This is a genomic window from Clostridium sp. OS1-26 (genome assembly GCF_030915445.1).
In the GTDB taxonomy this organism is placed as follows: domain Bacteria; phylum Bacillota; class Clostridia; order Clostridiales; family Clostridiaceae; genus Clostridium_AM.
In genome coordinates this window covers 4,517,889-4,544,406 of the sequence record NZ_CP133264.1, presented here as the reverse complement: position 1 = coordinate 4,544,406, position 26,518 = coordinate 4,517,889, and the positions used below count along the sequence as shown (strand labels likewise).

The 26,518-nt window shown below is 30.9% G+C and carries 28 protein-coding genes and 1 pseudogene; 21 read left to right on the top strand and 8 right to left on the bottom strand.

The genetic code is table 11. The features are described from left to right. Positions 1–47: 47 nt before the first annotated feature. From RCG18_RS22530 to RCG18_RS22505, 6 genes and pseudogenes are all read right to left on the bottom strand, one after another. Positions 48–563, bottom strand: a complete 516-nt coding sequence (locus RCG18_RS22530; RefSeq protein ID WP_308042087.1) for a TQO small subunit DoxD — start codon at positions 561–563, stop codon at positions 48–50. A gap of 74 nt (positions 564–637) precedes the next feature. Beyond that, a complete protein-coding gene (locus RCG18_RS22525) occupies positions 638–1,462 on the bottom strand; it encodes a polyprenyl synthetase family protein (protein WP_308038231.1) in 825 nt (274 codons plus the stop codon). A gap of 204 nt (positions 1,463–1,666) precedes the next feature. After that, on the bottom strand, positions 1,667–1,822 hold the full coding sequence (locus tag RCG18_RS22520) for a hypothetical protein (RefSeq protein WP_308038230.1): 156 nt from the start codon (positions 1,820–1,822) through the stop codon (positions 1,667–1,669). A gap of 107 nt (positions 1,823–1,929) precedes the next feature. Next, positions 1,930–2,633, bottom strand: a pseudogene (gene ubiE, locus RCG18_RS22515) (bifunctional demethylmenaquinone methyltransferase/2-methoxy-6-polyprenyl-1,4-benzoquinol methylase UbiE). Positions 2,634–2,747: 114 nt separating this feature from the next. Next, on the bottom strand, positions 2,748–3,035 hold the full coding sequence (locus RCG18_RS22510; RefSeq protein WP_308038229.1) for a hypothetical protein: 288 nt from the start codon (positions 3,033–3,035) through the stop codon (positions 2,748–2,750). A 144-nt stretch (positions 3,036–3,179) separates the two neighbouring features. Beyond that, on the bottom strand, positions 3,180–3,800 hold the full coding sequence (locus RCG18_RS22505) for a type II CAAX endopeptidase family protein (protein ID WP_308038228.1): 621 nt from the start codon (positions 3,798–3,800) through the stop codon (positions 3,180–3,182). A gap of 284 nt (positions 3,801–4,084) precedes the next feature. On the opposite strand from RCG18_RS22505, the gene RCG18_RS22500 reads away from it, so the two are divergent. From RCG18_RS22500 to RCG18_RS22440, 14 genes are all read left to right on the top strand, one after another. After that, positions 4,085–5,200 (top strand): trypsin-like peptidase domain-containing protein, encoded by a 1,116-nt coding sequence (locus RCG18_RS22500; RefSeq protein WP_308038227.1) that lies wholly within the window; start codon positions 4,085–4,087, stop codon positions 5,198–5,200. A gap of 31 nt (positions 5,201–5,231) precedes the next feature. After that, positions 5,232–5,915 carry a response regulator transcription factor gene (locus RCG18_RS22495; protein WP_308038226.1) on the top strand — a complete coding sequence of 228 codons (684 nt, stop codon included), beginning with the start codon at positions 5,232–5,234 and terminating at the stop codon, positions 5,913–5,915. Continuing rightward, entirely contained in the window at positions 5,915–7,294 is a 1,380-nt protein-coding gene (locus RCG18_RS22490; protein ID WP_308038225.1) for a HAMP domain-containing sensor histidine kinase, read from the top strand. The genes RCG18_RS22495 and RCG18_RS22490 overlap by 1 nt, the downstream gene beginning before the upstream one ends. Positions 7,295–7,318: 24 nt before the next feature. Further along, the gene (locus RCG18_RS22485) at positions 7,319–7,453 is read left to right on the top strand and encodes a FeoB-associated Cys-rich membrane protein (RefSeq protein WP_374118967.1); all 135 of its coding nucleotides are present in this window, start codon (positions 7,319–7,321) and stop codon (positions 7,451–7,453) included. Positions 7,454–7,912: 459 nt separating this feature from the next. Beyond that, the gene (locus tag RCG18_RS22480; protein ID WP_308038224.1) at positions 7,913–9,058 is read left to right on the top strand and encodes an isochorismate synthase; all 1,146 of its coding nucleotides are present in this window, start codon (positions 7,913–7,915) and stop codon (positions 9,056–9,058) included. A gap of 15 nt (positions 9,059–9,073) precedes the next feature. Then, a complete protein-coding gene (gene menD, locus RCG18_RS22475) occupies positions 9,074–10,723 on the top strand; it encodes a 2-succinyl-5-enolpyruvyl-6-hydroxy-3-cyclohexene-1-carboxylic-acid synthase (protein WP_308038223.1) in 1,650 nt (549 codons plus the stop codon). A 9-nt stretch (positions 10,724–10,732) separates the two neighbouring features. Then, positions 10,733–11,581 (top strand): 2-succinyl-6-hydroxy-2,4-cyclohexadiene-1-carboxylate synthase, encoded by an 849-nt coding sequence (menH, locus tag RCG18_RS22470; protein WP_308038222.1) that lies wholly within the window; start codon positions 10,733–10,735, stop codon positions 11,579–11,581. Positions 11,582–11,668: 87 nt separating this feature from the next. Beyond that, positions 11,669–12,511, top strand: coding sequence for a 1,4-dihydroxy-2-naphthoyl-CoA synthase (gene menB / locus RCG18_RS22465; protein WP_308038221.1), 843 nt, complete (start codon positions 11,669–11,671; stop codon positions 12,509–12,511). A gap of 32 nt (positions 12,512–12,543) precedes the next feature. Then, positions 12,544–13,875 carry an o-succinylbenzoate--CoA ligase gene (menE, locus tag RCG18_RS22460; RefSeq protein ID WP_308038220.1) on the top strand — a complete coding sequence of 444 codons (1,332 nt, stop codon included), beginning with the start codon at positions 12,544–12,546 and terminating at the stop codon, positions 13,873–13,875. Between the two features lie 40 nt (positions 13,876–13,915). Beyond that, on the top strand, positions 13,916–15,025 hold the full coding sequence (menC, locus tag RCG18_RS22455) for an o-succinylbenzoate synthase (protein WP_308038218.1): 1,110 nt from the start codon (positions 13,916–13,918) through the stop codon (positions 15,023–15,025). A 1-nt stretch (position 15,026) separates the two neighbouring features. Next, positions 15,027–15,404 (top strand): PaaI family thioesterase, encoded by a 378-nt coding sequence (locus tag RCG18_RS22450; protein WP_308038217.1) that lies wholly within the window; start codon positions 15,027–15,029, stop codon positions 15,402–15,404. Between the two features lie 35 nt (positions 15,405–15,439). Further along, positions 15,440–16,336 (top strand): prenyltransferase, encoded by an 897-nt coding sequence (locus tag RCG18_RS22445; protein WP_308038216.1) that lies wholly within the window; start codon positions 15,440–15,442, stop codon positions 16,334–16,336. A 227-nt stretch (positions 16,337–16,563) separates the two neighbouring features. Continuing rightward, a complete protein-coding gene (locus RCG18_RS29175) occupies positions 16,564–16,683 on the top strand; it encodes a response regulator (RefSeq protein ID WP_374119164.1) in 120 nt (39 codons plus the stop codon). A 154-nt stretch (positions 16,684–16,837) separates the two neighbouring features. Continuing rightward, on the top strand, positions 16,838–18,319 hold the full coding sequence (locus RCG18_RS22440; RefSeq protein ID WP_308038215.1) for a multicopper oxidase domain-containing protein: 1,482 nt from the start codon (positions 16,838–16,840) through the stop codon (positions 18,317–18,319). Positions 18,320–18,639: 320 nt separating this feature from the next. Here the strand turns inward: RCG18_RS22440 and RCG18_RS22430 are convergent, their stop codons facing one another. Further along, positions 18,640–19,254: a hypothetical protein gene (locus RCG18_RS22430; RefSeq protein ID WP_308038214.1), complete on the bottom strand. Its 615-nt coding sequence runs from the start codon at positions 19,252–19,254 to the stop codon at positions 18,640–18,642. Between the two features lie 418 nt (positions 19,255–19,672). Between RCG18_RS22430 and RCG18_RS22425 the strand changes: the two genes are divergently transcribed. From RCG18_RS22425 to RCG18_RS22395, 7 genes are all read left to right on the top strand, one after another. After that, complete coding sequence (locus RCG18_RS22425; protein WP_308038212.1) at positions 19,673–20,482, top strand: electron transfer flavoprotein subunit beta/FixA family protein; 810 nt, start codon at positions 19,673–19,675, stop codon at positions 20,480–20,482. Next, positions 20,470–21,759 carry an FAD-binding protein gene (locus RCG18_RS22420; protein ID WP_308038211.1) on the top strand — a complete coding sequence of 430 codons (1,290 nt, stop codon included), beginning with the start codon at positions 20,470–20,472 and terminating at the stop codon, positions 21,757–21,759. The genes RCG18_RS22425 and RCG18_RS22420 overlap by 13 nt, the downstream gene beginning before the upstream one ends. A 3-nt stretch (positions 21,760–21,762) precedes the next feature. Continuing rightward, a complete protein-coding gene (locus RCG18_RS22415; protein WP_308038210.1) occupies positions 21,763–22,116 on the top strand; it encodes an FAD-dependent oxidoreductase in 354 nt (117 codons plus the stop codon). After that, positions 22,095–23,057 carry an FAD-dependent oxidoreductase gene (locus RCG18_RS22410; RefSeq protein WP_308038209.1) on the top strand — a complete coding sequence of 321 codons (963 nt, stop codon included), beginning with the start codon at positions 22,095–22,097 and terminating at the stop codon, positions 23,055–23,057. Before RCG18_RS22415 ends, RCG18_RS22410 begins: the two co-directional genes overlap by 22 nt. Then, positions 23,057–23,350: a 4Fe-4S dicluster domain-containing protein gene (locus RCG18_RS22405; protein ID WP_308038208.1), complete on the top strand. Its 294-nt coding sequence runs from the start codon at positions 23,057–23,059 to the stop codon at positions 23,348–23,350. The genes RCG18_RS22410 and RCG18_RS22405 overlap by 1 nt, the downstream gene beginning before the upstream one ends. A gap of 404 nt (positions 23,351–23,754) precedes the next feature. Then, complete coding sequence (locus RCG18_RS22400; RefSeq protein WP_308038207.1) at positions 23,755–24,801, top strand: NlpC/P60 family protein; 1,047 nt, start codon at positions 23,755–23,757, stop codon at positions 24,799–24,801. A gap of 113 nt (positions 24,802–24,914) precedes the next feature. Next, positions 24,915–25,286 (top strand): hypothetical protein, encoded by a 372-nt coding sequence (locus RCG18_RS22395; RefSeq protein WP_308038206.1) that lies wholly within the window; start codon positions 24,915–24,917, stop codon positions 25,284–25,286. Between the two features lie 141 nt (positions 25,287–25,427). On the opposite strand, the gene RCG18_RS22390 is transcribed toward RCG18_RS22395, so the two are convergent. Then, on the bottom strand, positions 25,428–26,324 hold the full coding sequence (locus RCG18_RS22390; protein WP_308038205.1) for a multicopper oxidase domain-containing protein: 897 nt from the start codon (positions 26,322–26,324) through the stop codon (positions 25,428–25,430). Positions 26,325–26,518: the final 194 nt, after the last annotated feature.

The following is a 26,518-nucleotide window of genomic DNA, read 5'->3' as shown; positions in this document are numbered from 1 at the left end:
GCTATAGTTTAATATTTTGTCTTTTGAAATTGGCAGTAGTAATAATCTTACCTCACTGCCTTTATAGTAGAGTTTTTATTGAAAAGCTTACTTAATTTAGGCAAGATAAATCTATCAAGGCCAAATAAGTAAGCATTTGCTCCAGCCGCCATAAGTAAAATTGCTACAGTATACAAGTTGGGGTTTGTACTAGTTGTTCCAGCTAACATATAGTTTAAGTTCATAAAAGCTCCGGCAAGCAGGCCAACGATTGTTAAGGCGCCTAGAATTAGAGAAATACCTACTAATAACTCACCATAGGTGACTAAATAACTAAAAACTTTTGCATTAGGCAGAGCAACACTTTGAATGAAGTTAGCGTACCAACCTTGCACTAAAGGATGATCTCCAGTTGCCTTAGCAAGTGCTCCTTTTAGAAAACCTGTGATTGCTACTCCAGCTTTACTGCCAACCCAGGTTGGATTAGATATCTTTTCAATGCCTGCAGATATCCATTCATAACCAAGCCAAATTCTAAGGATTGTCCATAGAATGGCAAATCTTTTGTCTTGAAAAATTTTCATATTTATACACACTCCTGTCACCTAACTTTGAATCTTATTTATTGCGATATGAATAAGTAATATTAATGTCATAACTATAATGCATTTTGCACATTAGGACTGTAGAAGTCTAAAACATAGTCTACTAGCATAATTAAATTTCTCTTATATATTGAGTCCTTTAAAGTTTCAATAGAAGATTTAGCAGCATATGCAAATTGAAAACCTTCTTCAATAGTTACATTTTTCATTGCAACAGGGTCTCCGTCGATATAATCATCTAGTATTTGATATGCCATACCAAGGTTTTTGCCGTATTTGGAAAGCATACTTGATTCTTCTTCACCTGCGCCCACTATAGCAGCGCCGAGACTACAACAAGCACTCATGAAGACTGCTGTCTTTCCTGCAATTATTTTTAGGTATGTCTCACGATCTGGAAAAGGATTTTTAGCATTCAATATTTCAGATATAGACATTGCTTCTGTAACTCTTCCTATTGTCTGTGAAAATTCTTTTGGTAGGGTATCAGAGAAAATAGTAAAGGCTCTTGAATACAATGCATCACCAGTTAGAATTGCTATTTTACTTCCGAAAGTATTGTTTAAAGTTTTTTGGCCACGTCTTTCTAAATCACCATCTATGATATCATCATGGATTAAACTAGCGTTGTGAATAAGTTCTATACCCACTGCTAACTGAACTAATCTATGATTTATAGATGGAGTAAGTTGGTTATTTATTGCGCCTGCAGATAAAAATGTTAACATAGGCCTTAGACGTTTACCTGGAATTGAAAAAAAGTAGGCAAAAATATCATTTAAACTACTATCATCTAATTTTGTAGCGATATTTTCCAATTCTAATTCAAGTTGATCAATTTCTTTTATTATCGGAACTAAAATTTCATTAAATCTCATTTTTTCACCTCCTATGTATGAATTTTAATTAAATAAATGATTTTCAAATTTAACACCATATTTGTTATTATAAAGATTTGCTATGAAGAAAATATGAAGATATAATTTAAAATTAAAAATGTACTGTAATAGCAAAGACCCGTATTCAGCTATAATATTAATAACTAAATACGAGTCTTTTTATTTAACGTAAAAGATGGATTTTTAACTTAGATATTTATGAAGCTTTTTTGATTCTTCTGATTTAATATTAGTGTATATTTTTTCAATCTGATCATCTATATAATTAAGTTTGTATACCAACTGTCTTGAATATTCCTCTCTGAATTTTTTACTGAAAAGGCATTTAAATATACTCATTATAATCCTCCTCTCATAAACCCTTAATATTTTCTATATATCAATTATATTTTTAAGATATAAAGAAATTATGAAGAAATTAATTCCAAAATTATAAGTAAGATATTTTATCTTTTTACTCCATAGTGAATCGATGTAATTCCACCGGTTAAAGATATATAACCAGTATTTACAAAACCAGCATCATCAAAGCAAAGCTTTAGTTTCTTTTTGACATAAAGTTTCTTACAGAATCTTTAAGATATATATATGCTCCTTTGTCTTTTGTGCCTATATAGCCAATAGTAGGTAGAACAAAATTCAGATACGCAGAATGCAGCTCCCTAAAAATGGGTATTTCTGGGTTAGACAATTCTAAACAAACAAGCTTTCCACCAGGCATTAAAATTCTATACATTTCCGACAATGCTTTATTTTTATCCTTAATATTTCTAAGACCAAAGGCGATTGTCACACAGTGAAAACTATTATCTTCAAAAGGCAATTTTAAAACGTCGCCCTTTATTAATCTAAACTTATGATCATTTATGCTTTGATTAAGTCTTTTATATCCAACATCAATCATTTCTTGATTGAAATCAAGTCCTACAACTTCAGTGTTTTTTCCTACTTTTTTACAGGCATAATTAATCATCTGTCCTGTACCGCAACATAAATCCAAAACTTTGTTATCAGCTTTTAGATCACACACTCTTATGGCTTTCTTTCTCCACATTTTATCTATATTAAAAGTTAGAATTGAATTCAATTTATCATAGCTTTCCGCAATAGAGGAGAAAATATTTTGTACATCTAAAGTATTATTTATCATATGCAGTGTCCCTCTTTTCATAAGTGAATTTATAATATTTTTATGAGTTATTATTTAAGGAGAGAACTCATTAGTGTTGTTGAGCCTCTCCTCCATAGTTCTATTTCTATAAATCTATATTACTTCCTTACTATCAGTATTAGATTTTTTAGTATCACAGCAACTTCCATTTTTATTATTACTCATCATCATTGGTATCATAAAAATCATCATTATTGGACATATAAATGGTGCTATTCTACCAATCACATTACCAGCACTAGGGCTAAATCTTGTTATAACTGGCAGTAATCCTATAATGATTATAGGTAATCCACAGCAGACAATCATATGCAACATATGCTTTAATGGACTATGCTTGTGATTTCCTTGGTTTTGTTTTTTATCTTCATGACAATTCATACTTATCCCTCCAAAATGCTTTTATTAATTTAAAAATAATTATATTTTAATTGAATTATACATTGTGTATATAAAGAAGTTATGAAGAAATTCAAAACCTATAAAAGTTTATCATTATTATAGATTGTTATATAAAACTATATATTACATCAGTGGAAACAAGACGAATATCGTTAAATCCCAAATAGCATGGGATATAAGTACAGGGATAAGGCTCTTTTCTTTTTTATAAAGCCATCCCCAAAATAATCCACATACTAAAGCTGCTACAATTAGCATAAAGTTACCGGTAACGATATGTGTAGCTGAATATAATAAAACAGATATTAAGTACCCTTTAGTATGACCTAGTTTTTTACTTAAAGCATTTTGCATAAATCCTCTCCAGTATATCTCCTCTCCTGGAGCAATTATAAAAAGCAGTAACAGGACTATTAATGTTAGATTAGCATTTGATTTATTACTATAAACTGATAAAATTTGAGCGTCTTTGAATGGAAATAAATATCCTGATATAATATTTCCTACATAAAATATTCCATACAAGACTAATGCTGATATTATTCCAACTAGAATATATCTAGGCTTTAGTTTTCCAAAATGAAAGATATTTCTGTCAGCAAAAAATGCCATTAATACTAAGAATAATATTGATAAACTCATTTCTATCCAAAAGTTAAAAAGTTTTATAACAAACATTAAGTACCATAAGATTGCTGCTGAAAATAATGTAAAAGCTAAGTATTTATAATTTTTATTATTCAAGAAAATGCCTCCTTATAGATATTAAGATTTGTTGCTATTAAAATTAAAGCGTTCCTGCAAAGTTGCAGAATCAAATTTTGATTTATATACACTATAAATTAAGAATGTGAAGATTTTATAAAGATTTTACATAGAAAACTTTATAAAATGCATCTAAATCGAAGGGTATTAAAATTCTTATAGCACTATAATCTACATAAAATCTTTATAAAATTGAGTTATTATATGAAAATAATATTAAAATAATTTTAAGAATCTGGTGTAGGTTAAAAGGAGCGATTAAAATGGATAATAATAAAGATAAAAACAAAGGGCAATTCGGATATTTTATATCTTCTTTATTAGGAGTTTTAGTAGGGGCGGGTTTAGTATTTGGAATCTACAATGTAGATACATCTACTAGTACTCAAATTTCTAAAACAACGCAAGTAAGGCAAGAACAAGGAGAAGGACAAATTAGCAGTCAAAAGACCGGAACTTCAACCATAAGTGTTGTGGCTAAAAAACTCATGTCGGCAGTAGTTGGAATTACATCAACAACAAACTCAGGAATATACAAACAGGGAGAATCAGGTGTTGGATCAGGAATTATAGTAGATGAGAGGGGTTATATATTAACTAATAATCATGTAGCTAGTAAAAAAACAGATGAGATTTTAGTTTCATTATATGATGGAAGAGAAGTTAAAGGTAAAGTAGTATGGGCAGATGAAAATCTTGATATGGCTGTAGTAAAAATTAGTGCTAATAAACTTGTAGCAGCACCACTTGGCGATTCAGATGCTTTAAGTGTAGGGGATACTGCAGTAGCTATAGGAAATCCACTTGGGCTTACATTCCAAAGAACTGTTACATCAGGAATTATCAGTGCAATGAATAGAACCATAGGAGAAGAAGGAGGCGTGTTTATGGAGGACTTATTGCAGACAGATGCCTCCATAAATCCAGGGAATAGTGGAGGACCACTTATTAATATAAATGGTGAAGTAATAGGAATGAATACTGTTAAAGTTACAAGCGCTGAAGGCATGGGTTTTGCTATTCCTATAAATCTAGCAAAGCCAATTTTAAAGAGTATCGAAGAAAAAGGAAGTTTCGTTACACCAATTATAGGAATCCAAGGTGTTGACAAACAAATGGCAGGATTTACAACAAATATTAAAGTGGATAATGGAATTTATGTTTATGAGTCAATAATAGGGGGACCAGCATACAAGCAGGGGATTAGAAAAGGCGATGTGATTTTATCTGTTAATGGTAAGCAAACTAATACTATGATTAGCTTTAAAACTGAACTTTATACTGCAGGTGTGGGAAACACAGTAACTTTGAGAGTTAAAAGTACAGGTGATAACGAAAAGGATATAAAAGTTAGGTTAGAATCTGCTAAGTCTAATTAAATTATAACAATATTAAGTTGAGGTGAGTAGAGTGAATAATATTTTAATAATAGAGGATGAAGAAAAAATATCTAATGTTCAAAAGGCATATTTAGAAAAGGAAGGTTACGGAGTATATACTTCAACTACCGGGTTAAAGGGTTTAGAATTATTTGATTCAATAGAATTTAATTTAGTTATACTAGATCTGATGCTGCCTGATATTCAAGGAGAAGAAATATGTAAGATTATAAGAAATAAATCTGATGTACACATATTTATGATTACTGCTAAGTCTTCGTTAGAAGATAGAATAGAGGGACTTAATACTGGAGCTGATGAGTATTTAGTTAAGCCTTTTAGTCCAAGAGAATTAGTTGCAAGGGTTAACGCTTTATTTAGAAGGCTAGAGGTAAATGCTAGCTCAGCTTTATCTTTAGATAATGGAAATCTTCAAATCGACAAAGACAGTAGAATTGTACGAGTTAAGGGAGAAGAAATAGCTCTAACCCCTAATGAATTTGACATTTTATACGTTCTTGCAACGAATAAAGGAAAGGTTTTTACTAGGGAACAATTAATCGATAGGGTGTTTGGCATGGACTTCGAAGGTTTTGATAGAACAGTAGATGTTCATATTAAAAATATAAGAAAGAAAGTGGAGGAAGATAGTAAAAAACCTAAGTATATTTTAACTGTGCCTAGAATAGGCTATAAATTTGGTGGTGAGAGTTGATGTATAGTATAAGAAAGAAATTAAGTATTATAATTTTATTTTGTTCTATACTAGCCATACTTTTAACTGCAATATTTGTAAATACTATAATAAATAATAAGTTTAATACGTATATGGTGGACATTCAGAATAAACGAAATGATAGAATTGTACAGTATTTTGAAGAAGTTTATAAGAGAGATAAAAAGTGGACAACGGATTCAGGAAGCGAAATGAAACATGAGGCATATATGAGCAATTATTGTATAACACTTTTGGATTCAAATAAAAAATTAGTTTGGATGATGGATCCAAACGATGTAAAAGAAGAAGAGCATTTTAAGACCATAAGTAGTAACAGTAATAATGGAATTTACAGTACAACAAGTTTTCCAATCAAATATAACGGTAATAATGTTGGTTATGTGGAGATAGGACAATATTCTTCAGTTTTAGTATCTGCTGAGGATATAAATTTTAAGTTGTCCATTAATAAGGGGATTGTTGCTAGCATTTTTTTAAGTCTTTTTATTGTAATAATTATTAGTCTCTATATTTCAAAACAGTTTTCAGTACCTATTAGAGAGGTATCCGATGTATCAGTAAAATTATCTAATGGGGATTACAATCCCAGGACCTATGTAGATACAAATATATTAGAAATTGAAAAGCTTAAGAATAGCATAAATACTTTGGGAGAAAAACTTAAGCAACAGGACTCATTAAGAAAAAGGTTAGTTTCTGATATATCTCATGAAATAAGAACTCCACTGAATATTCTTCAAAATAATTTAGAGGCCATGATTGATGGAATTTTTCCTGTAACCACAGAACAGTTGATAGGCTTGAATGATGAGGTTATTAGGTTTGGAAAACTTTTAAGTAATTTAGATACTCTAAAGGAGTTTGAGTCAGAAACAGTTTCTATTAACAAAGATGAAGTTTCTATAGATAAGTTACTACATTCTGTGTGTGATGACTTCTCAGTTGCATTAAAGGAGAAAAGTATAGATCTAATCTATAATGCAATGCCAGATGAAGATTATACTATAGTTGGTGATATAGATAAATTAAAACAGGTATTTATTAACCTCCTATCTAATGCAGCAAAATTCTCAAATTATGGAGGAAAGATTTGGGTTGACTTAGCTAGGAGGAAGGAGGATATCATTGTTAGTATAAGAGATAACGGAATTGGAATTAGCAAAGAAGACTTACCTTTTATATTTGAAAGACTTTATAGAGGCGATAAGAGTAGAAATAAAATTGAAGGTAGTGGAATAGGATTGACTATAGTAAAGGATGTTTTAATTCTTCATTCAGCATCTATTGATGTTGAAAGTGAAGTCAACGAAGGGACTAGCTTTATTATAAGATTTAGCAATATAAAAAATTTATAAAATAATAAACAGGAGGTAGTAATAATGACTATTGAAATAATTATTACTGGAGTTATTGCTGTTGTTGCAATATATATATTGCATAAAAATATTAAGAAGAAATCTTCCGGTAGCTGCGGTTGTGGTAACTGTAGTTCAAAATCTTGTAAAACAAAATAGAAGTCTATGGATTTTCTACACAAGGTATGCATGAAAATGTTGCGAAAAATGAAGCAACAAATAACATGCCAAAGGCAGTTTTGGAAGATTGCAAAAATTCTTTTCCAGCGAAAATAAACCAACATCTTAATAAATGAATCTGAATCCTTTTATCGAATCAGAAAGCCAATTAATAGTCTACTGTATATATTTGTTGAACTTGAAAAGGGGGAGTAAGATTTAACTAAAAAAATAAATTTAAAATCAAAATATGAAATTGAAAAAATGGCCAAGGCTACTGAAAGATAAGTCAGTAGCCTTAATTGCGATATCTTAATTTTGGGCAACCTATACTAAAAGATATAATTAATCCATAAATGCTTATGTAAATGTAGGGATATCTTCATAATATCTTCATAGTATGACTTTATAATTAATCCATGAAAGAACTAAAGACTTATATAATTGGAGGTGTGTAATTTGAAATATCAGAAAAAACAAATCAAATTAGACAACCCACTTTCATTTTTAAAGCATTTTAAAACTGAAGAATGTTTTCTATTTTATAATCCACTAAAAAAGGAGTTTATTCTTGGTGCTAAACGCTTAAAAACTTTTTCTACAGGAGAAAGTTCAAAGGATTATTTATATACATTTTCCTCAATGACATTTTTTGATTCAATCAAAGATGAAAAGTGGGCAGGGATTGGAAATGAGACTATTGCATTTGAATATTATTTTGTTCAAAAAGATGGAAAACAGGCACTTTATTACTTAAAAGATTTAGTTGAAATAGAAAATGCAGAAGTAAAAATTTGCAAACATTCTTACAAATATGCAGCAGAAGATTATGAAGGTTGGAAACAATTGTTTGATAGTGTGAATAATGCAATATCAACACAGGAAGTAAATAAAGTTGTTATTTCAAGAGAAGTTAAAATTGAATGTGATACTTTAATAAATGTAGAAAGTATTTTACAAAATCTTTTAGAAAAGAACCCGAATAGCTTTGTATTTACTTATTCTAAAGAAGGTAAAACTTTCTTAGGAGCAACACCAGAGATTTTGGTTCAAAAGGAAAAAGATAATATTTTAAGTTATGCTTTGGCAGGTACAATTTTACGATCTGACAAAAATGATGAATTACAAAAAAATATGCTGTTAGGTGATGCTAAAAATCGTTATGAACATCAAATTGTTATTGATTCAATAGTTGATGTAATGAAAAAATTTATCTCTGAAGTAATAGTAGATGAAACAAGAATTTTGACTCTTAAAAATTTACATCACTTGCACTCAGGTATCCATGTAAAGGATAAAAACAGTACATTATTAGAATGGGTAATGCGATTACATCCTACCCCTGCATTAGGTGGAAATCCTGTAAATAAAGCGCTAGAGTTAATTAGAAGATATGAAAAACATGAAAGAGGATTATATGCTGCTCCGATTGGTATAATAAATGGAAATGGAGATGGTATTTTTGTGGCAGGGATACGATCTACACTTATCCAAGAAAATGTAGCTTTTGCGTACACGGGCTGTGGTATAGTAGATAAATCAAATTGTGAAATTGAGTATATTGAAACTAAAAACAAATTAAGAACCATAATTGAAAGTTTATAGAGAAAGGTGAAATGAATGACAAATTATATTGCTGCTTTAGTTGATGAATTGTATCAATTAGGTTTACGAGAAGTTGTAATTAGTCCAGGTTCACGATCTACCCCTTTAGCTTTATTATTTTGTGAACAGGATTTTAAAACTTTTATAAATATTGATGAGCGTTCAGCAGCTTTCTTTGCTCTAGGTATTGCCAAAGAATGCGAAAGACCTGTTGTACTAGTGTGTACTTCAGGCTCTGCAGTTGCAAATTATTTACCTGCAATTGTTGAAGCAAAGTATTCACGAGTACCTTTAATTGTTTTAACAGTTGATCGTCCGCATGAATTGCGTCAGGTTGGTGCACCTCAGACAATTGATCAAAATAAAATATTTGGTGATTATACAAAATATTATGAAGAATTAGCACTACCTGAAGAAAGTGAAAATATGTATCGCTATGTACGTGTAGTGATGCAAAAAGCATATGCAAGTGCTATGTCAAAAGAATATGGTGTAGTCCATATTAACGTACCTATTCGTGATCCTTTAATTCCAGATTTAGATAAATTGGACTTTACTATAGGACGCCAAAAAGACAAATTTGAATATATAAGAGGAGAAAATTGTTTTTTATTTGATGCTTCAATTTTAAAAAATAAGAATGGAATTATCATTTGCGGTGGAGATGCTTACTCAGACTATCATAAAGAAGTATTAGAATTAGGAGAAAGATTAAAAGCACCTGTATTAGCTGATCCAATTTCAAATTTACGAAATTACTCAAAAGATATTATTATTGATAGTTATGATGCATTCTTAAAAAATGATACTATTAAAAAAGAATTAAAGCCTGAATTTATCATTCACTTTGGGCAAGTTCCTGTGTCGAAGCGTTTGCAGCAATTTTTGTCTATGCATCAGGACATTTTATATTTACAGATAGATGAGGTATTTCAATATCGTAATCCATCTCTCTCTACGAAAAAATATGTTGTTTCATCGCCAAGGTTGTTTGCTAAATCTATTTGTATAGAAAATAGTAACACAGAATATTTATATAAGTGGTTAAACTATCAAAAACAAATGCGCAAACAATTAAATGGTGCTAAAGATGAAATAAACTTATTTGAAGGTAAACTAATTCAAATAGTACAAAATATGCTGCCAGAGGAAAGTCGATTAGTTGTTTCTAATAGTATGTCGATTCGTGATATAGATTACTTTTTTGAAGCACGCAATCAAAACATCAAAGTATTGTGTAATAGAGGTGCAAATGGAATTGATGGCATTGTTTCAACTGCACTAGGTGTATCCACATCAGATAAACCAACGATTTTATTAACTGGTGATTTGTCATTTTACTATGATTTAAATGGATTGCTAGTTGGAAAAACACATAAATTAAATTTAATTATTATATTATTGAATAATGATGGCGGTGGAATCTTTAGATATTTACCACAAAGTAAAGAGAAATGTTTTGACTATTTATTCTTAACGCCACATGGAATGAACTTTGAGGGTATAAAAACTTTGTATGACTTAACATATTATGAAGCAATGGATTATCAAGCTTTTGAAGAGGTATTTAAAGAAGCATTAACTTTAGAAGGAGTTAAGTTAATTGAAGTAAAAATTGATTCAGAGTTAAGTAAAAAAATACACGATAAATATACAACATTATAGGGTGTTATTATGTTTATTGAAATTGAAAATATCAAGTATCACCTTCAGATAAAAGGTGAGGGCAAACCAATTATTTGCTTACATGGTTTTTCTGAAAATTTAAGCACATGGAATCTACTAAAATTAGATGGGTATCAACTGATATTAATAGATATTATCGGACATGGAAAAAGTGATAAACCATTGACAAGTGAGTGTTATAAATTAGAGATAATAATCAAACATTTAAATAAGCTCATTTATCAATTAGGCTTAAAAAAATATTCCATGTTAGGTTACTCAATGGGAGGAAGGATTGCATTAGCTTATACATTAGCTTATACCAATGAAATTGATAAGCTTATTTTGGAAAGTGCATCCTACGGTGAATGCGATTCGGTAAACAGATTAAAAAGACGCAAAAGTGATTTAGAACTAGCGAAAAAAATAAAAGAAAATGGAATAGAATGGTTTAATGAATATTGGTCAAGTTTGAATATTTTTGAATCACAAAGAAGATTACCAAAATCTATTATAGATGAGATAGTTAAAAGACGTTTGTTAAATGCAGCTCATGCACTTTCTAACACATTGTTATGCACTGGACAAGGAAAATTCCCATGCTTGAAAAATCAAATATTCAATCTGCCGGTGCCTGTACTATACATCAGTGGAGAATATGATAGAAAATACAATCAAATAGGTAATGAATTTACAAAACTCAATTCTAATATAAGGCACAAGATAATAGAGGGTGTGGGGCACAATACTCATATCGAAGATATAAATGCATTTATTGAAGTTTTAAGTAAATTCTTAGTTGAACGAATCCAGGGGCGTAGCTGCTCTTTACTCCCACTTTGGAGATGGAAGTATTAGAGCAGATAGCTATCGGATAAATAGTTTTATAAAATATAAAAATTATGGAAAAGTATAAATTAGTAAAATTTTGGGAGGGGTAATAACATGAATAAGTTTTCTTGGGAAAAACTAAATCGTAATTATGAAGATGTTATTTATGAAACATATGATGGAATTGCAAAGATTACAATTAATCGTCCAGAAGTACGTAATGCATTTCGTCCTAAAACAATAATGGAATTAATTGATGCTTTTACAATAGCTCGTGAAGATAACAAAATAGGTGTCATTATTTTGACGGGTGCAAATCATGGGCAAGGTCAAGATAAAGAAGCGTTTTGTTCTGGAGGGGATCAAAAAGTACGCGGACATGGAGGTTATGTAGGAGATGATCAGATTCCACGTTTGAATGTTTTAGATTTGCAGCGATTAATTCGTGTTACACCGAAGCCAGTTATTGCTATGGTAAATGGATATGCAATTGGTGGAGGACATGTATTGCATATAGTGTGTGATTTAACAATTGCATCTGAAAATGCTAAATTCGGTCAAACAGGGCCTAAAGTAGGCTCTTTTGATGGTGGATATGGTGCTGGATATTTAGCTCGCATTGTTGGTCATAAAAAAGCACGTGAAATTTGGTTTTTATGTCGCCAATACACTGCAAAAGAAGCTCTTGATATGGGATTAGTAAACACAGTTGTACCATTTGATAAATTAGAAGAAGAAACAGTAAAATGGGCAAAAGAAATCTTGCAACATTCGCCTACTGCAATACGTCTTTTAAAAGCATCCTTTAATGCAGATACAGATGGATTAGCTGGCTTGCAGCAATTAGCTGGAGATGCTACATTGTTATTCTATACAACAGATGAAGCAAAAGAAGGTCGAGATGCCTTTAAGGAAAAGAGAGAGCCTGATTTTGACCAATTTCCGAAATATCCATAAAATAAGAAATACGTTTAATTAAGGTGGTAAAAATGAATTGGCTTAAAAAGTGGAACATTGAAATACCTAATAAAAAGTTTATTAACGATTTAACCTTTAGAGAGGTTTATGAGAGTGTAATAGATTTAGCTAAAAGATTGTATCTATATGTAAAGAATGAGAGAAGGGTTGCCATTTATTCAAACAACTTAGTTGATATGGCACTTTTCTTTTTAGCACTTCAATTTTTGCAAAAAGAAGTATTGATGCTTAATACACGTTTGACAGATGAAGAAATAACAAAACAATTAAAAACATTAAACATTAAAGTTGTATTTTCTTATGATTGTAAGTTTATATCATTTAGTGAAGTTTATAAAAATGAAAAGAAAGATATAAAGCTAGTAGAAGAATTTGATAAAGAAAAAATTGCTGCTATCATGAATACAAGTGCTACAACCGGTGAATTCAAATCAGTTCCCCTTAGATGGAAACAGCTTTACTCTCATGTAGTAGCATCACAAAAAAGTCTAGGAGTAACAGATGAAGATAACTGGCTTGTTGTATTGCCAATGTACCATATTGGTGGATTATCTATATTAATACGAAGTTTATACAATGGAACGAGCATCACTATATTAGAAAAATTTGATGAAGAACAAGTAATAGAGCTAATTGGAAACAATAGAATTAATATGATGTCCATTGTACCAACTATGTTAAATAGAATTATTGATAGAATTGATAAGCATAATTTACGTGTAGTATTAGTAGGTGGTGAATTCATTCCTAATGCACTAGTAGAAAAAAGTATAATAAAAAGTATTCCTATATATAAGACCTATGGAATGACGGAGACTACAAGCCAATCTGTAACATTTTCAGTATTAGAGTATCCAGATAAAATTGATTCAGTAGGATTGCCACTTGAGAAAGTGGATATTAGAATTGAGAACCCTGATGAAAAAGGCATAGGTGAAGTTTTAATTAAAAGTCCTATGTTAATGGACGGATATATAGGAAAAGAAAAAATTTCTGGTTATTTTAATACAGAAGATGTAGGTTATATAGATGAAGATGGATTTTTATATATACTTGACCGCCGCAAAAATATAATTATATCTGGTGGTGAAAATATTTATCCTAAAGAAATTGAAAATGTTTTATATGCACATCCTAAAATACATGAATGTGCAGTTGTTGGTAAGAAAGATGAGAGGTGGGGACAAATTCCTGTTCTATATGTGGTATCTTCATTAGATAAAAATACAATATTAGAGTATCTTTCAAACAAACTAGCAAAATATAAGATTCCACAAAAGATTATCTACTTGGAGGAGCTTCCTAAAAATGCATCAGGCAAAATATTAAAAAAGAATTTGTAGGAGTTCCATTATGGAATCCTATAAATAAGAGGTTGGCTATATGAGGATAGAAAGAATAGAACTTTTCCATGTTAAAATGCCTTTAAATTTCACATTTAAAACATCACAGACTAGCTTAAAACATCGAGAGACAATTATAATTAAAGCGATTGATGAACTTGGAACTAAAGGTTATGGTGAAGTAGTTGCATTTAATGAACCATTTTACACAAATGAAACGTTGATAGACTCTAAATTTATGTTAATAAATACGTATATTCCAAAGATAATTCATAAAAATATTAATCACCCATTTGATATACACAAATGGATAGATTTATCATATCCAATGGCACTTGCCGGATTAGAAAATGCCTTGGTAGATTTGTATGCTAAACGACAGAAACAATCTATTATGGATATTGTATTTAATGAAGAAACTAACAATAAGATATATGCAGGAGTTGTATTAGGAGATCAAGATATTCCCAATCTTATCAAAGCAATTGATCAATACCAAAAAGAAGGATATACTCGTTTTAAAATAAAAATTAAACTAGGTGATGGGTTTGTAAAGTTAGAGGCTATTAGAGAAAAGTATCCTAATATTAAATTATTGGTAGATGCAAACAAAAGTTATGGTATTGAGCAAATTAAAGAGTTAAGTAGATTAGATGCACTGGAATTACTTTGTATAGAAGAACCGTTAGATTCAGTAGACTTTTTAGTATATCAAAAGCTTCAAAAAGAAATGCAAACGCCTATATGTTTAGATGAAAGCATTCAAACAATTGATGAGTTAAAAACAGCAATTGAATTAGAAGCTTTTAAAGTATTAAATATAAAAATAGGCCGCATTGGTGGAATTTATTATGCAAAGCAAATGATTGATTTATGCAGAAAAAATAATATTCAGTATTGGATAGGAAGTATGCTTGAAAGTGGTATTTCTAAAATACTGCATGTTCATTTAGCAAGTTTAAAAGATACATATATCCCTGGAGATTTATCATCAACAAATCGTTACTTTAAAGAAGATATAATTAAACCAGAAATCATAGCTGAAAAGGGAATAATTAAAATACCAAAAGGCTGTGGTTTAGGGGTAGAGATTGATGAAAATACATTAAAGAGCTTTACAATTGACTATATTAAAATAGATGGTGATTAGTATGAATTTAATAGAGTGTTTAAATATTGAATATATTCATGTATATGATAATAATCTTGAAGCTAAAATGAACTTAACACAATTTCACGATCAAACCTTTGGTTATTTGCATGGAGGCGCCACAATAGCCTTTGGAGAAACTATTGCAGGTTATGCTTCAAATGAAAAAATAGGCAAGGAGCAAACAGCAGTAGGTCAAAGCATCACTGCAAATCATATGAAATCTAAGAAAATAGAGGGTTACATTATAGCAAAAGGAAAACTTATGCATAAGGGAAGCACATCGCATGTTTGGAGTATTGAAATGTTTGATGAAAATAATGTATTGATTTCATATGTAACAGTTACAAATGCTATTATCAAGTTAAATAAAGACTAGCTAAACATAGTTGCTTGAGTAATTAGAGGTGGAAAATGAATTTTCAGACAATAATAAAGCTTATGGATATAAAAACTCTTGTTGCAGGAATTGTTCCTGTAATTTTAGGTTCAATTTATTCAAGGTATGCTTTTGGAAAGTTAAATATTATTTATCTTATATTATTATCTGTTGCCATGATATTGATTCAAAGTGCAACTAATATGATCAATGATTATTTTGATTTTAAACGTGGAGCGGATAGTAAAGAGAAGAAAAAAGAAAAAGCTTTAGTGAGTGGAGAAACTACTCCTAAACAAGTTTTGTTTATTATATTCATATATCAATTGATTGCATTTATAATTGGTATTTATATAGCCAGCCAAACAAGCTATTACATTTTAATTGTTGCTGTTATTGGTGAAATTATTTCAATTTTATATGCTTGTGGACCTTTACCTATTTCATATACCCCAATAGGTGAAGTTGTATCTGGAATAACCATGGGTATTGGTATAACAACAACTGTGATTTATATTCATTCTGGTATATTTAATCTAAATACTTTGTTTGTAGCAGTTCCTACTGCAGTATTTATTGGTACCATATTACTGTCTAATAATTTGAGTGATATAGAAGAAGATAGAAAAGTTGGTAGAAAGACATTACCTATACTGATAGGAATCAAAAATTCTGAAAAGCTTTGGGCTTTTAATGTAACTATGCTACTAATATTGACATTTATTTTACTGGTAATGGGCATTTATCCTATTGTAGTGGTAGTAGCTGTAATTTTATTGTTTCCCTATAAGTCAATTCCTAATTTTTTATCCTATGGTAAAAGTATTTACACAAAAGGCAGGACAATGGGACTAATAGGGCAGATTGGAATAAAGTATCACTTAGCGGTGATTATTGGACTATTAATATCAATTATATTTAAGATAGGTTAATGGTAGTTTTTAAGAAAAAACTACTCTAGTAAAGACGTAGGATTGAAGCAAGCTCTAAAATTCAGATGGAGATTCTTTTACCCCATCTGAATTTTAGAGCTGCGAATGTATGACTTACGGCAAGTTGGTCAGGTTAAAATTTAATAATAAAATAAGAAACCTCTTTGTGTTTTAATGGATTTTATGAGAAACCACAACACAAAGGGGTTTTATATTGCTTTTTATAAATAAGTACAGCATCTGATGGTTTAGAAGCTATTGATATAATCCTAAATAATGATTTAGATTTAATATTACTAGACCTTAAGATGCCAAAAGCAGATGGGATGGAAGTACTAAGAAGTTAGAGAAAAAATCTTAAGATTCCCATTGTAATGATTACTATGCTTCGTTTTTTGCTATCTTCATATTTTCTTCATAATCTAATTATATAATTTAATTAATAAAAATTATTATATAATAATAATATAATGATTATATGTATATATTGGAGGAGTAAATATGAACAAGAAAAGATTAAAATGGGTTTATATAGCAGTTGTTGTGAGTATAGTAGGAGCAGTTGGATATACAGTCATAACAAAAACTATAGGAATTAAAGTTGGTATGAACAGCTCTATGGCTAGTCATATGGAAGGAATGGATCCAATGAAATCAAATAACAATTCAAATACACAGGAGCAGAGCACTATGCTACCTATTCCAAAGCTGTTGGAAGATAAAAATCCTGATTCTAGGGTAGCAGATTTTACGCTTACTGCACAGCAAGGTACTACAGCTTTTATAAATGGAAATAGCACAGAGACCTATGGATATAATGGGAACTTTCTTGGACCAGTCATTCGTGTAAATAAAGGAGAAGAAGTTAATATCTATGTAAATAATAATTTAAAAGAGTCTACTACTGTTCATTGGCATGGACTGAATATAGATGGCAAAATTGATGGGGGGCCTCACCAGCCTATACCGTCAGGAGGCAAATGGAATGTTGACTTTACAGTTAATCAACCAGCTTCAACTTTATGGTTTCATCCACACTTAGATGGTAAAACTGGTGAACAAGTGTATAGGGGCCTTGCAGGACTATTATATGTAGAGGATGAGGTGTCTAAAAGCTTAAATATACCTAAAGACTATGGAGTGAATGATATACCTTTAATTATACAAGATAGGATGTTTGACAGTAAGGGAAATCTTTCCTATGGTGGAGCACAGATGATGGATGGTGCTTTAGGGAATACAATATTAGTTAATGGAGCAATAAAACCATATTTAGATGTAAAAAGAGTTAAAATGAGATTTAGACTCGTAAATGGTTCTAATGCACGAATATATTCACTTCAGTTAAGTAATGGTGATGAATTTGAACAGATTGCATCAGATGGAGGTTTTCTAGGAACACCAGTAAAAATGAATAAGTTAGAATTAGGTCCAGGAGAGAGAGCGGAAATAATAGTGGACTTTTCAAAATATGAAAAAGGAACAACGGTATCTCTAACTGGTGGAAATTTTAATATATTAAATTTTAATGTAAAAGAGGATGGGGAAGATACTACTAAAATTCCACAGCATTTAACGGATATAACAAAACTACCTGAATCCTCTGCTAAAACAGTAAGAAAATTTAATCTTGAAGGCATGGGAAACATGGTTTCCATTAATGGAAAGAAGATGGATATGAATAGAATTGATGAGAAAGTTAAACTTGATGATACTGAAATATGGGAAATTACAAATCCAAAAGATATGATGGGGGGAATGAGCCATCCTTTCCATATTCATGGAGTACAATTCCAAGTGTTATCTAGAAATGGACAGGAACCACCTGCAAATGAAAGAGGCTGGAAGGATACTGTGCTAGTGCATCCTAATGAAAATGTTAGGATAATTGTTAAGTTTACTAAAAAGGGACTGTTTATGTATCATTGTCATGTTCTGGAGCATGAAGATGCAGGTATGATGGGACAATTTGAAGTAGAGTAGATAAATATCATAGAGAAATAATTCTATAAAAAATCACAGCCTGACTTATAAAGGTCAGGTTGTGATTTTATTGTGTAACAAAGTAAACTACTTGCTAAGCAAATGGAAGAAAAAAGCTTATGCCGATGAGTAAAATTTAATTTATTGTAATTTTAGTAATTGGTTTATGGTATGCGTGGAAAGCGGGAGCATTAGATAGAAAATAAATTTTCAATAAGACAAATATAGTCAAGAAGAAATAGAAAAAAATATTATTTTGACTAAACTAGATGATGCGTTAAATAAGTACGTAATCTTAAAGTTTATATTATTAATTGAGCTTAACTAAGTTTATTTAATTCACTTATAAATTCATTAAGAGTATGAGTCCCAATTGATATTCCATCTAAATATTTTTCAGATATCTTATTATAGTCATTTAAGTTATACAGAGAATTTATGGATGAAATTATAAAATTATATTTACTTAAATAACGTATCCTTAATTGTGAATTGGTTGCATCTACTAGGTTTCCATTTATAACTGCAGTCCCCTCATCATATTCAGCTTTTGTGATTATTGCACCATCAAGCAGTGCATATTCTTCTGACATATATACAGACTTATTGATTTTTTTAGTTATTTCTTCATGTGTTATTCTATAAAGTCCTGTTGGTTCCTCTGGCTTTGCCTCTATATAAATAAAATTCCTTTCATATGAAGCAGTCGAGAAAACTGCAATTTTATCTATCTCCAGTTCATCGAATCCAATTAAAATTTTAGAGTCATTTATAACCTCAAAGTCTTGAATACTAAAATAATTATCTCCATGGAGAGCACAAATTAGTTCGCAACAATGTCTGCCGTCAGCCCTAAAGGAAATCGGATCTTTTAAGAAAATTTTCAGTCTTTCTACTGCTTCTTTAGGATTATTAAACCATTTAAGTCCTTTCACATCAGGAAAAGCGTTTGACAGTCTGCTAGAGAAAAAAGTAGAAGGATTTTCATATAAATTTTCCCTCCCAAATTGATATTGGTTTAAAAGTTTTATAGTGTTAAATGTAAGTTGCATAAGGATAATCGTAATTTAAGCTATCTAAAATAAATAGAATTACTATTTAATATTTTTAAAATTCATTATGAGTCTAGTATAGTAAAGTGATATGAAGATTTTATAAAGAAAGACATGATTAAAAAATAAGTCACTTATGAAGATAAAATGAAGATTTATTTAATTTTTAAAATTAAGTAAATCTTCATTTTATCTTCATATCAGATTTATATAATAAAGCTGTAAATAGTTGGTGTAAATTTTATACTTCAGTATAAGTTGAAATTAAAAAAGTGTTAGAAGAGAAGGAGTTGTTGTATACTTGCATATTTTAGTTTGTGTAAAACAAGTACCAGATACTACAGAAATTAAAATGGACCCCAAAACAAATACATTAGATAGATCAAGTGCACCTACAATTATTAACCCTTATGATGCACATGCAGTAGAGGAAGCTGTGAAGATTAAAAATAAGTTTGGCGGTAAGGTTTCTATTATTTCAATGGGACCACCTCAAGCAGAAGAAGTAATTAAAAAGTGTATTGAAATGGGAGCTGATGAAGGGTATCTTCTTTCAGATAGAGCTTTTGCTGGTTCTGACACCTTATCTACAAGTTATATACTCGCAATGGGAATAAAAAAAATAATGAAAAAGGAGCCTATTGACTTAGTGTTTTGTGGAAAGCAGGCTATAGATGGAGATACTGCTCAGGTTGGACCAGGCATTGCATCTAGACTTGGAATACCGCAGTTAACCTATGTTGAAAATATAAAACATTTAAATTTAAAAAATAATACTGTTATGGTACACAGAAAAATTGATAATGGATATGAAGTTGTTGAATCAAAACTTCCATGCTTAATTACAGTAGAAAAAGATATAAATGATTTAAGTTATTCTTCATTACCAAACATGATTAGAGCAGCTCGTTATAAATCAACAGTTTGGGGAATTAATGCCTTTAATGCAGATATGAATCAGTTAGGACTTAAAGGTTCTCCAACTTCAGTTCGACGTATATTTCCGCCTCCTCAAAGATCTGGTGGAGAATTACTAAAAGGTAACGTCGATGACGTAGTGAAGCTACTTACTGATAAGTTGAAAGGGGGAATTGCTAGATGGCAGTTATAATTGCAGGTTCCTGTATTGGATGTGAATCCTGTATCCCAAGTTGTCCATTTGATGCTTTGGAGATTAATGGAGAAGGTAAACTAGTAGCTGGTAAAGAAAAGTGTATTGAATGTGGAAAATGTGTGTCTGTGTGTCCAGTTTCTGCATTGAGTATTCTGGGGGATAAGAAGCAAGTTAAAAATGATTTACAGAAAGAGCCTAAAGAAAATAATAAAGCTTCAAGTACTGAAGAACCTATAGGCGATGTATGGGTTTTTGCAGAACAATTAGAAGGTAAATTAGCATCTGTTACGCTTGAACTAATTGGTGAAGCAAAAAAACTTGCTTTAAAGTTGAATGTAAAAGTATGTGCAGTTTTATTAGGAGATAAAATTGAATCTATAATACCTGAATTATTTGCACATGGTGCAGATGGCGTGTATGTTATAGATGATCCAGTATTCCATTTCTATAGAGCTGAAACCTATAACAGAGCTTTCTGTTATTTAATAGATAAGTATAAACCAGAAATATTGTTAATGGGAGCAACAACTACTGGAAGAGATTTAGCTGGTGCCGTTGCAACTGCAATGAAAACTGGACTTACAGCCGACTGTACTCAACTGGATATTGATTCCGATAAGAAAGTATTACTTGCAAGTAGACCTGCCTTTGGAGGAAATATAATGGCCACTATAGTATGTGAAAATCACCGTCCTCAAATGGCTACTGTTCGTCCAAGAGTTATGCAGATGCCAGAATTTAAAGCAAATAGAACTGGCTGTATAGTTAGAGAAACTTTTAAAATTGAAGAAAAATCTCTTAAAACTTGGGTGCTTGAGATTGTTAAGGAACAGTTAGAAACTGCAAAACTTGAGGATGCTAAAATAATAATTTGTGGTGGAAGAGGTGTGCAGAATCAAGAAGGATTTAAATTGCTGGAGGAGTTAGCAAAAGTCATTGGAGGTGTAGTTGCAGGAAGCCGTGGTGCTGTTGAGAAAGGTTTAGTGGATCATAAACGTCAAGTTGGGCAAACTGGTCAAACAGTATCTCCTAAGCTTTATTTTGCTATAGGAATTTCTGGTGCAATACAGCATACCATTGGAATACAGGGAGCAGAAACTATAGTTTCTATAAATACAGATTCAGACTGTGAAATGATGAAGTTAGCTACCTATGGAATTCAGGGAGATGTTTTTGAAGTATTACCTAAGCTAATTAGTAGTTTTAGGGAAGCACTCGGAGATATTTCACAAGCAAAAGCTAAAGATTTATGTGCAGTTACGGAGGAGGTTTAAAGATTGGCTGAAAAATTTGATGTCATTGTTGTAGGTGCAGGTGTTTCTGGACTTGCGGCAGCATATATAATGGCAAAAGAAGGTCTTAATGTTATTGTAATTGAAAAAGGCAAATATCCTGGCTCAAAGAATGTTATGGGAGGGGTATTATACCAACACATGATGGATGAAATCATTCCAGAGTTTTGGAAGGAAGCACCTCTTGAACGTCCTATTGTTGAGCAAAATTTTTGGTTATTAGGTAAAGAATCTGTAGCAAAAACCGGTTATAAAGGAATGGAATGGTCAAAGCCTCCGTATAACAATTTTACAGTTTTCAGAGGCAAGTTTGATCAGTGGTTTTCAAAAAGTGTATAGAAGCTGGTGCACTAATCATTAATGAAACTGTTGTAAAAGAATGTATTATAGAAAATAGCAAAGTCATTGGAGTTAGAACGGATAGACCGGACGGAGATATTTACGCCGATGTAGTTGTTCTTGCGGATGGTGTTAACTCATTATTAGCTAAAAGTCTTGGCTTTCATAAAGAGTGGCGTAAAGATCAAGTGGCTCTTGCGGTTATGGAGGAACTAAAGCTGCCTTCAGATAAAATTGAAGAAAGATTCAATTTGGACAAAGGTATGGGAGCAACTATAGAGATGTTTGGCGATGGAACTTTAGGCATGGTAGGCACAGCATTTATCTATACAAATAAGGATCATATATCTATTGGTTGTGGAGCTCTGCTTTCTCAGATAAGTGAGAGGAATGTTAAACCTTATGAACTATTAGAGTATATAAAGCAGCATCCTGTTATAAAACCTCTAATTGCAGGAAGTGAAGCAAGTGAGTATTATGCACACTTAATTCCAGAAGGAGGATATAATAGTATACCTAAATTAATAGGAGATGGTGTTCTAGTAGTTGGTGATGCAGCACAGTTTGTAAATGGCATTCATAGAGAGGGATCAAATTTAGGAATGACTTCTGGACGTTTTGCTGCTGAAACTATTATACATGCCAAGAAGCTAGGTAAATTTAATGAACAAACCCTTTCACGTTATAAGGAACTACTTAAAGAAAGTTATGTTATGAAAGATCTAAAAAAATACAAAAATGCATCTACAACTATGGAAGAAAATCCACATTTCTTTAACCACTATATACCAGCGACTAATAAAATTATGAGTGAAATGTTTACAGTAGACGGACTATCAAAATGGGAAAAACAAAAGTTGGCTATTAAACATATGGCTGGCGGGAAGTCTATATTAAGTATGGGTATGGATGGATTTAAGATATGGAGGGCGATGAAGTAATGGAAAATACAAAAGTAAAAGTTAATATTGATGATAAATTATTTTTGAATACCTATAATGTAGATAATGTTTCACACTTGGATATAAAAGATCAGAAGATATGTGAGACATGTAAGGAAAAGACCTGCACGTTCATTTGCCCAGCTCGTGTTTATGAATTTAAGGATGGACACCTTACTGTTGGGTATGAAGGTTGTCTTGAATGTGGGGCTTGCCGTATAGCGTGTTCACATGATAACATTGATTGGAACTTTCCAAGGGGCGGTTTTGGTATACAGTTTAGATTGGCATAAAAGAACTATGAGTTATATAAAAATAAAAATCTGAGATGTGATAAATACATTTCAGATTTTTTATTTTAATTATAGTCTGTAATGAGTAGTTAAGAGGTCTATATTAATTAAAAAATTATTTATATATCTATTAATTATATGGCTGTAGTTTAATGAATCACTAGAATAGAAAATTACAAGAAGTTTCATCTCAATAAAAAATCTACATAAAATCTTCATAAAAATCTTGTATAATGCAAAGGGCTATATACTCTAAAATAAATTGTGATATTCTATATCTTTAGGCATTTTGGCAAAATATCTGATATAGATATTGTGTTAATTTACTAAAATATATTATTCAGTATGAATGCATCAATTTATGAATTTATGTTAAATAAGTATTAAAGTTAGGAGAGGTAGTATTGAATAAAAATTTAAAGCAGCTTTTGATGGTATTATCACTTACAGTAACAGTTAACAGTGTGGTTTTTGCACAACCGGCATCAGACACTAACAACTCATACTCAAAGGTTCAAGAACTTGAAAGAAATATAGAAAACTTGGACAACCAAATAGAAGGTATAATGGATAAAATCAGTGATAATAAAAAACAAATACTAACAAAAGAAAAGGATATCAAGAATTCAGAAAATGAATTAAAGACAGCTGAAAATGATATGAAAAAAGAAAAAGAATTGTTTAACAGGAGAATGAGGGCACTTTACATAAATGGATCTAGTGGATATTTAGGTATTCTTTTAGAATCTAACGGATTTGGAGATTTAATTTCAAGAGTTGACATGGTTAAAAGCATAGTAAGTTTTGATAATAAGGTTATCTCAAACTATAAGGTAAAACAAAAGAGTATTGCGGATAAAGTGGATAATCTAAAAACAGAAAATAAAAAATTGTTAGCGTTAAAAACAGAAAATGAAAAGAAGCTAAGCGAACTTAATAAAAATAAAAATGATCAAAAAAATTTAATAGAACAAGCTAAACAGCAGCAAAGACAATATGCAGTAGCTGAACAAGCCTCAGTGAGTGTAGCTATGAACCAAGTTGCTAATATAAGGAATGCAGCACCTAAAGTAACTCTATCTAGGGGAGCCTCACCTATAAGCAATGATAATGTTGTAGCATATGCTTCGAATTTTCTAGGAACGCCGTATTTATGGGGTGGGACTACACCAAGCGGGTTTGATTGTTCAGGCTTTACTCAGTATGTATATAGACACTTTGGAATTTCTGTAGGAAGGACTACATATGATCAGATAAATGATGGAGTAGGTGTATCAAAAGATCAATTACAGCCAGGAGACTTAGTTTTCTTTGGCAAAGGTGGTGACCCTACTCATATGGGAATGTACGTGGGTAACGGTGCAATGATACATGCTCCTCATACTGGAGATGTAGTTAAGATTTCACCAGTTGATAGAAGTGATTACATAACAGCTCGCAGAGTTAAATAATATGAAGATTTGTGGGTGTATAGTATTTTTAAAAATGAGTTTCTCCATATTTTCTACATAATTAAACTTTATAATAAAAGCATAAAGAAGAAAAATAAAAAGGAGAGATTTTTATGAAAAAGAGATTAATAATTTTAATGGCAACAGCAGTATTAGCTATAGGAGGAATTTCAGTAGTTTATGCCCAAGGAAGAGATGATATAAGTTCAAATAAAGCAAATGAGAATTTAAATTATCAAAATACAAGTAATTTCAGCAATATGACAAAGATTATGAGAGAAAATGGCTTTAGTGACGCAGCAAAAGCTATGGAAAATAAAGATTTTGATTCTATGAATAACTTTATGAACAACTTAACTGATGAAGATTATAAGAATATGACAGATATAATGAGAAACAATGGATATGCTCCAATGGCAAATATGATGAAGTCTGTTAGTAGACAAGACATGGTAAATATGCATAGATCTATGATGGGAAGGTAGCACATATAATAAAAGATGAAATTTAGTGAGAGATACTAATTTCATCTTTTATTATATTTTAAGTAAATTTTATTAATTATTAGATACTATTAGCATTGTAGAAGAGGATAATAGATAATATAATTTTATTTGATTTTTAATTTAGCAGTAAACGATTGTTGTAAACATACCTCCAGAAGGAGCAGTTCCATTATTAGACATGTGATGAGGTATATGACAGTGGAAAGGCCAAATTCCAGGATTATTAGCTATAAATTCTATATCCCAGGTTTCACCAGAGGATACATGAATAGTATTTTTAGTCATCCTATTTTGAGGCTTTATCATATTACCATCAGAAGCAGTCACGGAAAATTGATGACCATGAATGTGAATTGGATGGGATTTTTCCATCGAGTTAGCCAATCTGATTCGTATTCTTTCTCCACATCGCACATTCAATGGTGTAACAAATGGGAAACACCTTCCATTCATTGTAGAAAAGTTGAACTCATGACTGTGCGGATCAATATCATAGACACCTGTTTTTACTACTTTCATAGGTAAATTAGGAATTTTGAATTCTTGAAGAAGTATAAAATAATCTCTACTAATTTCTTTATTGCGTTCTTCCTTTGGATCTAAAATAATGAATCCACCTGTAAGACCCATCATTTGTTGTTTTGGAGAATTCTCATGGGTATGATACATATGAGTTCCTGGAGGATTAGTTATTTTAAATCTATAGTCAAAATAGCATCCAGGTTCAATTTTAGGAGTAGGTTCAACATCTGAAACTCCGTCCATGGTAACAGGAACATCTAAACCATGCCAATGTACACTTGTGCCTTCAGGAAGCTTATTATAAACTCTAATGTTGACATAATCACCAGGATATACTTGAATAGTAGGACCTGGTATGCTGCCATTATATCCCCATCCTTTTATGAATAAGCTTGGTAGCAACTCTCTTTCAACAGGTTCAGCAACTAACTCAAAATATTTTACTCCTTTTCTCATTATAAAAGGAAGAGAAGGAACATCTGGAGTGATAACCATTTCAATATTTCTCCTAAATATAGCAATAACACTAATAATATATGTATTAATATTTAGAGGTGTTCAGAAATTATAAATAATTTCAGCATATAGTTAACTAATTAAGTTCTTTTTTGCTAGTCTGTACATTATCTTCATAAAATCTACATAATAATTGTATATAATATAAAGATGTTTAATAATTTTTTAATATT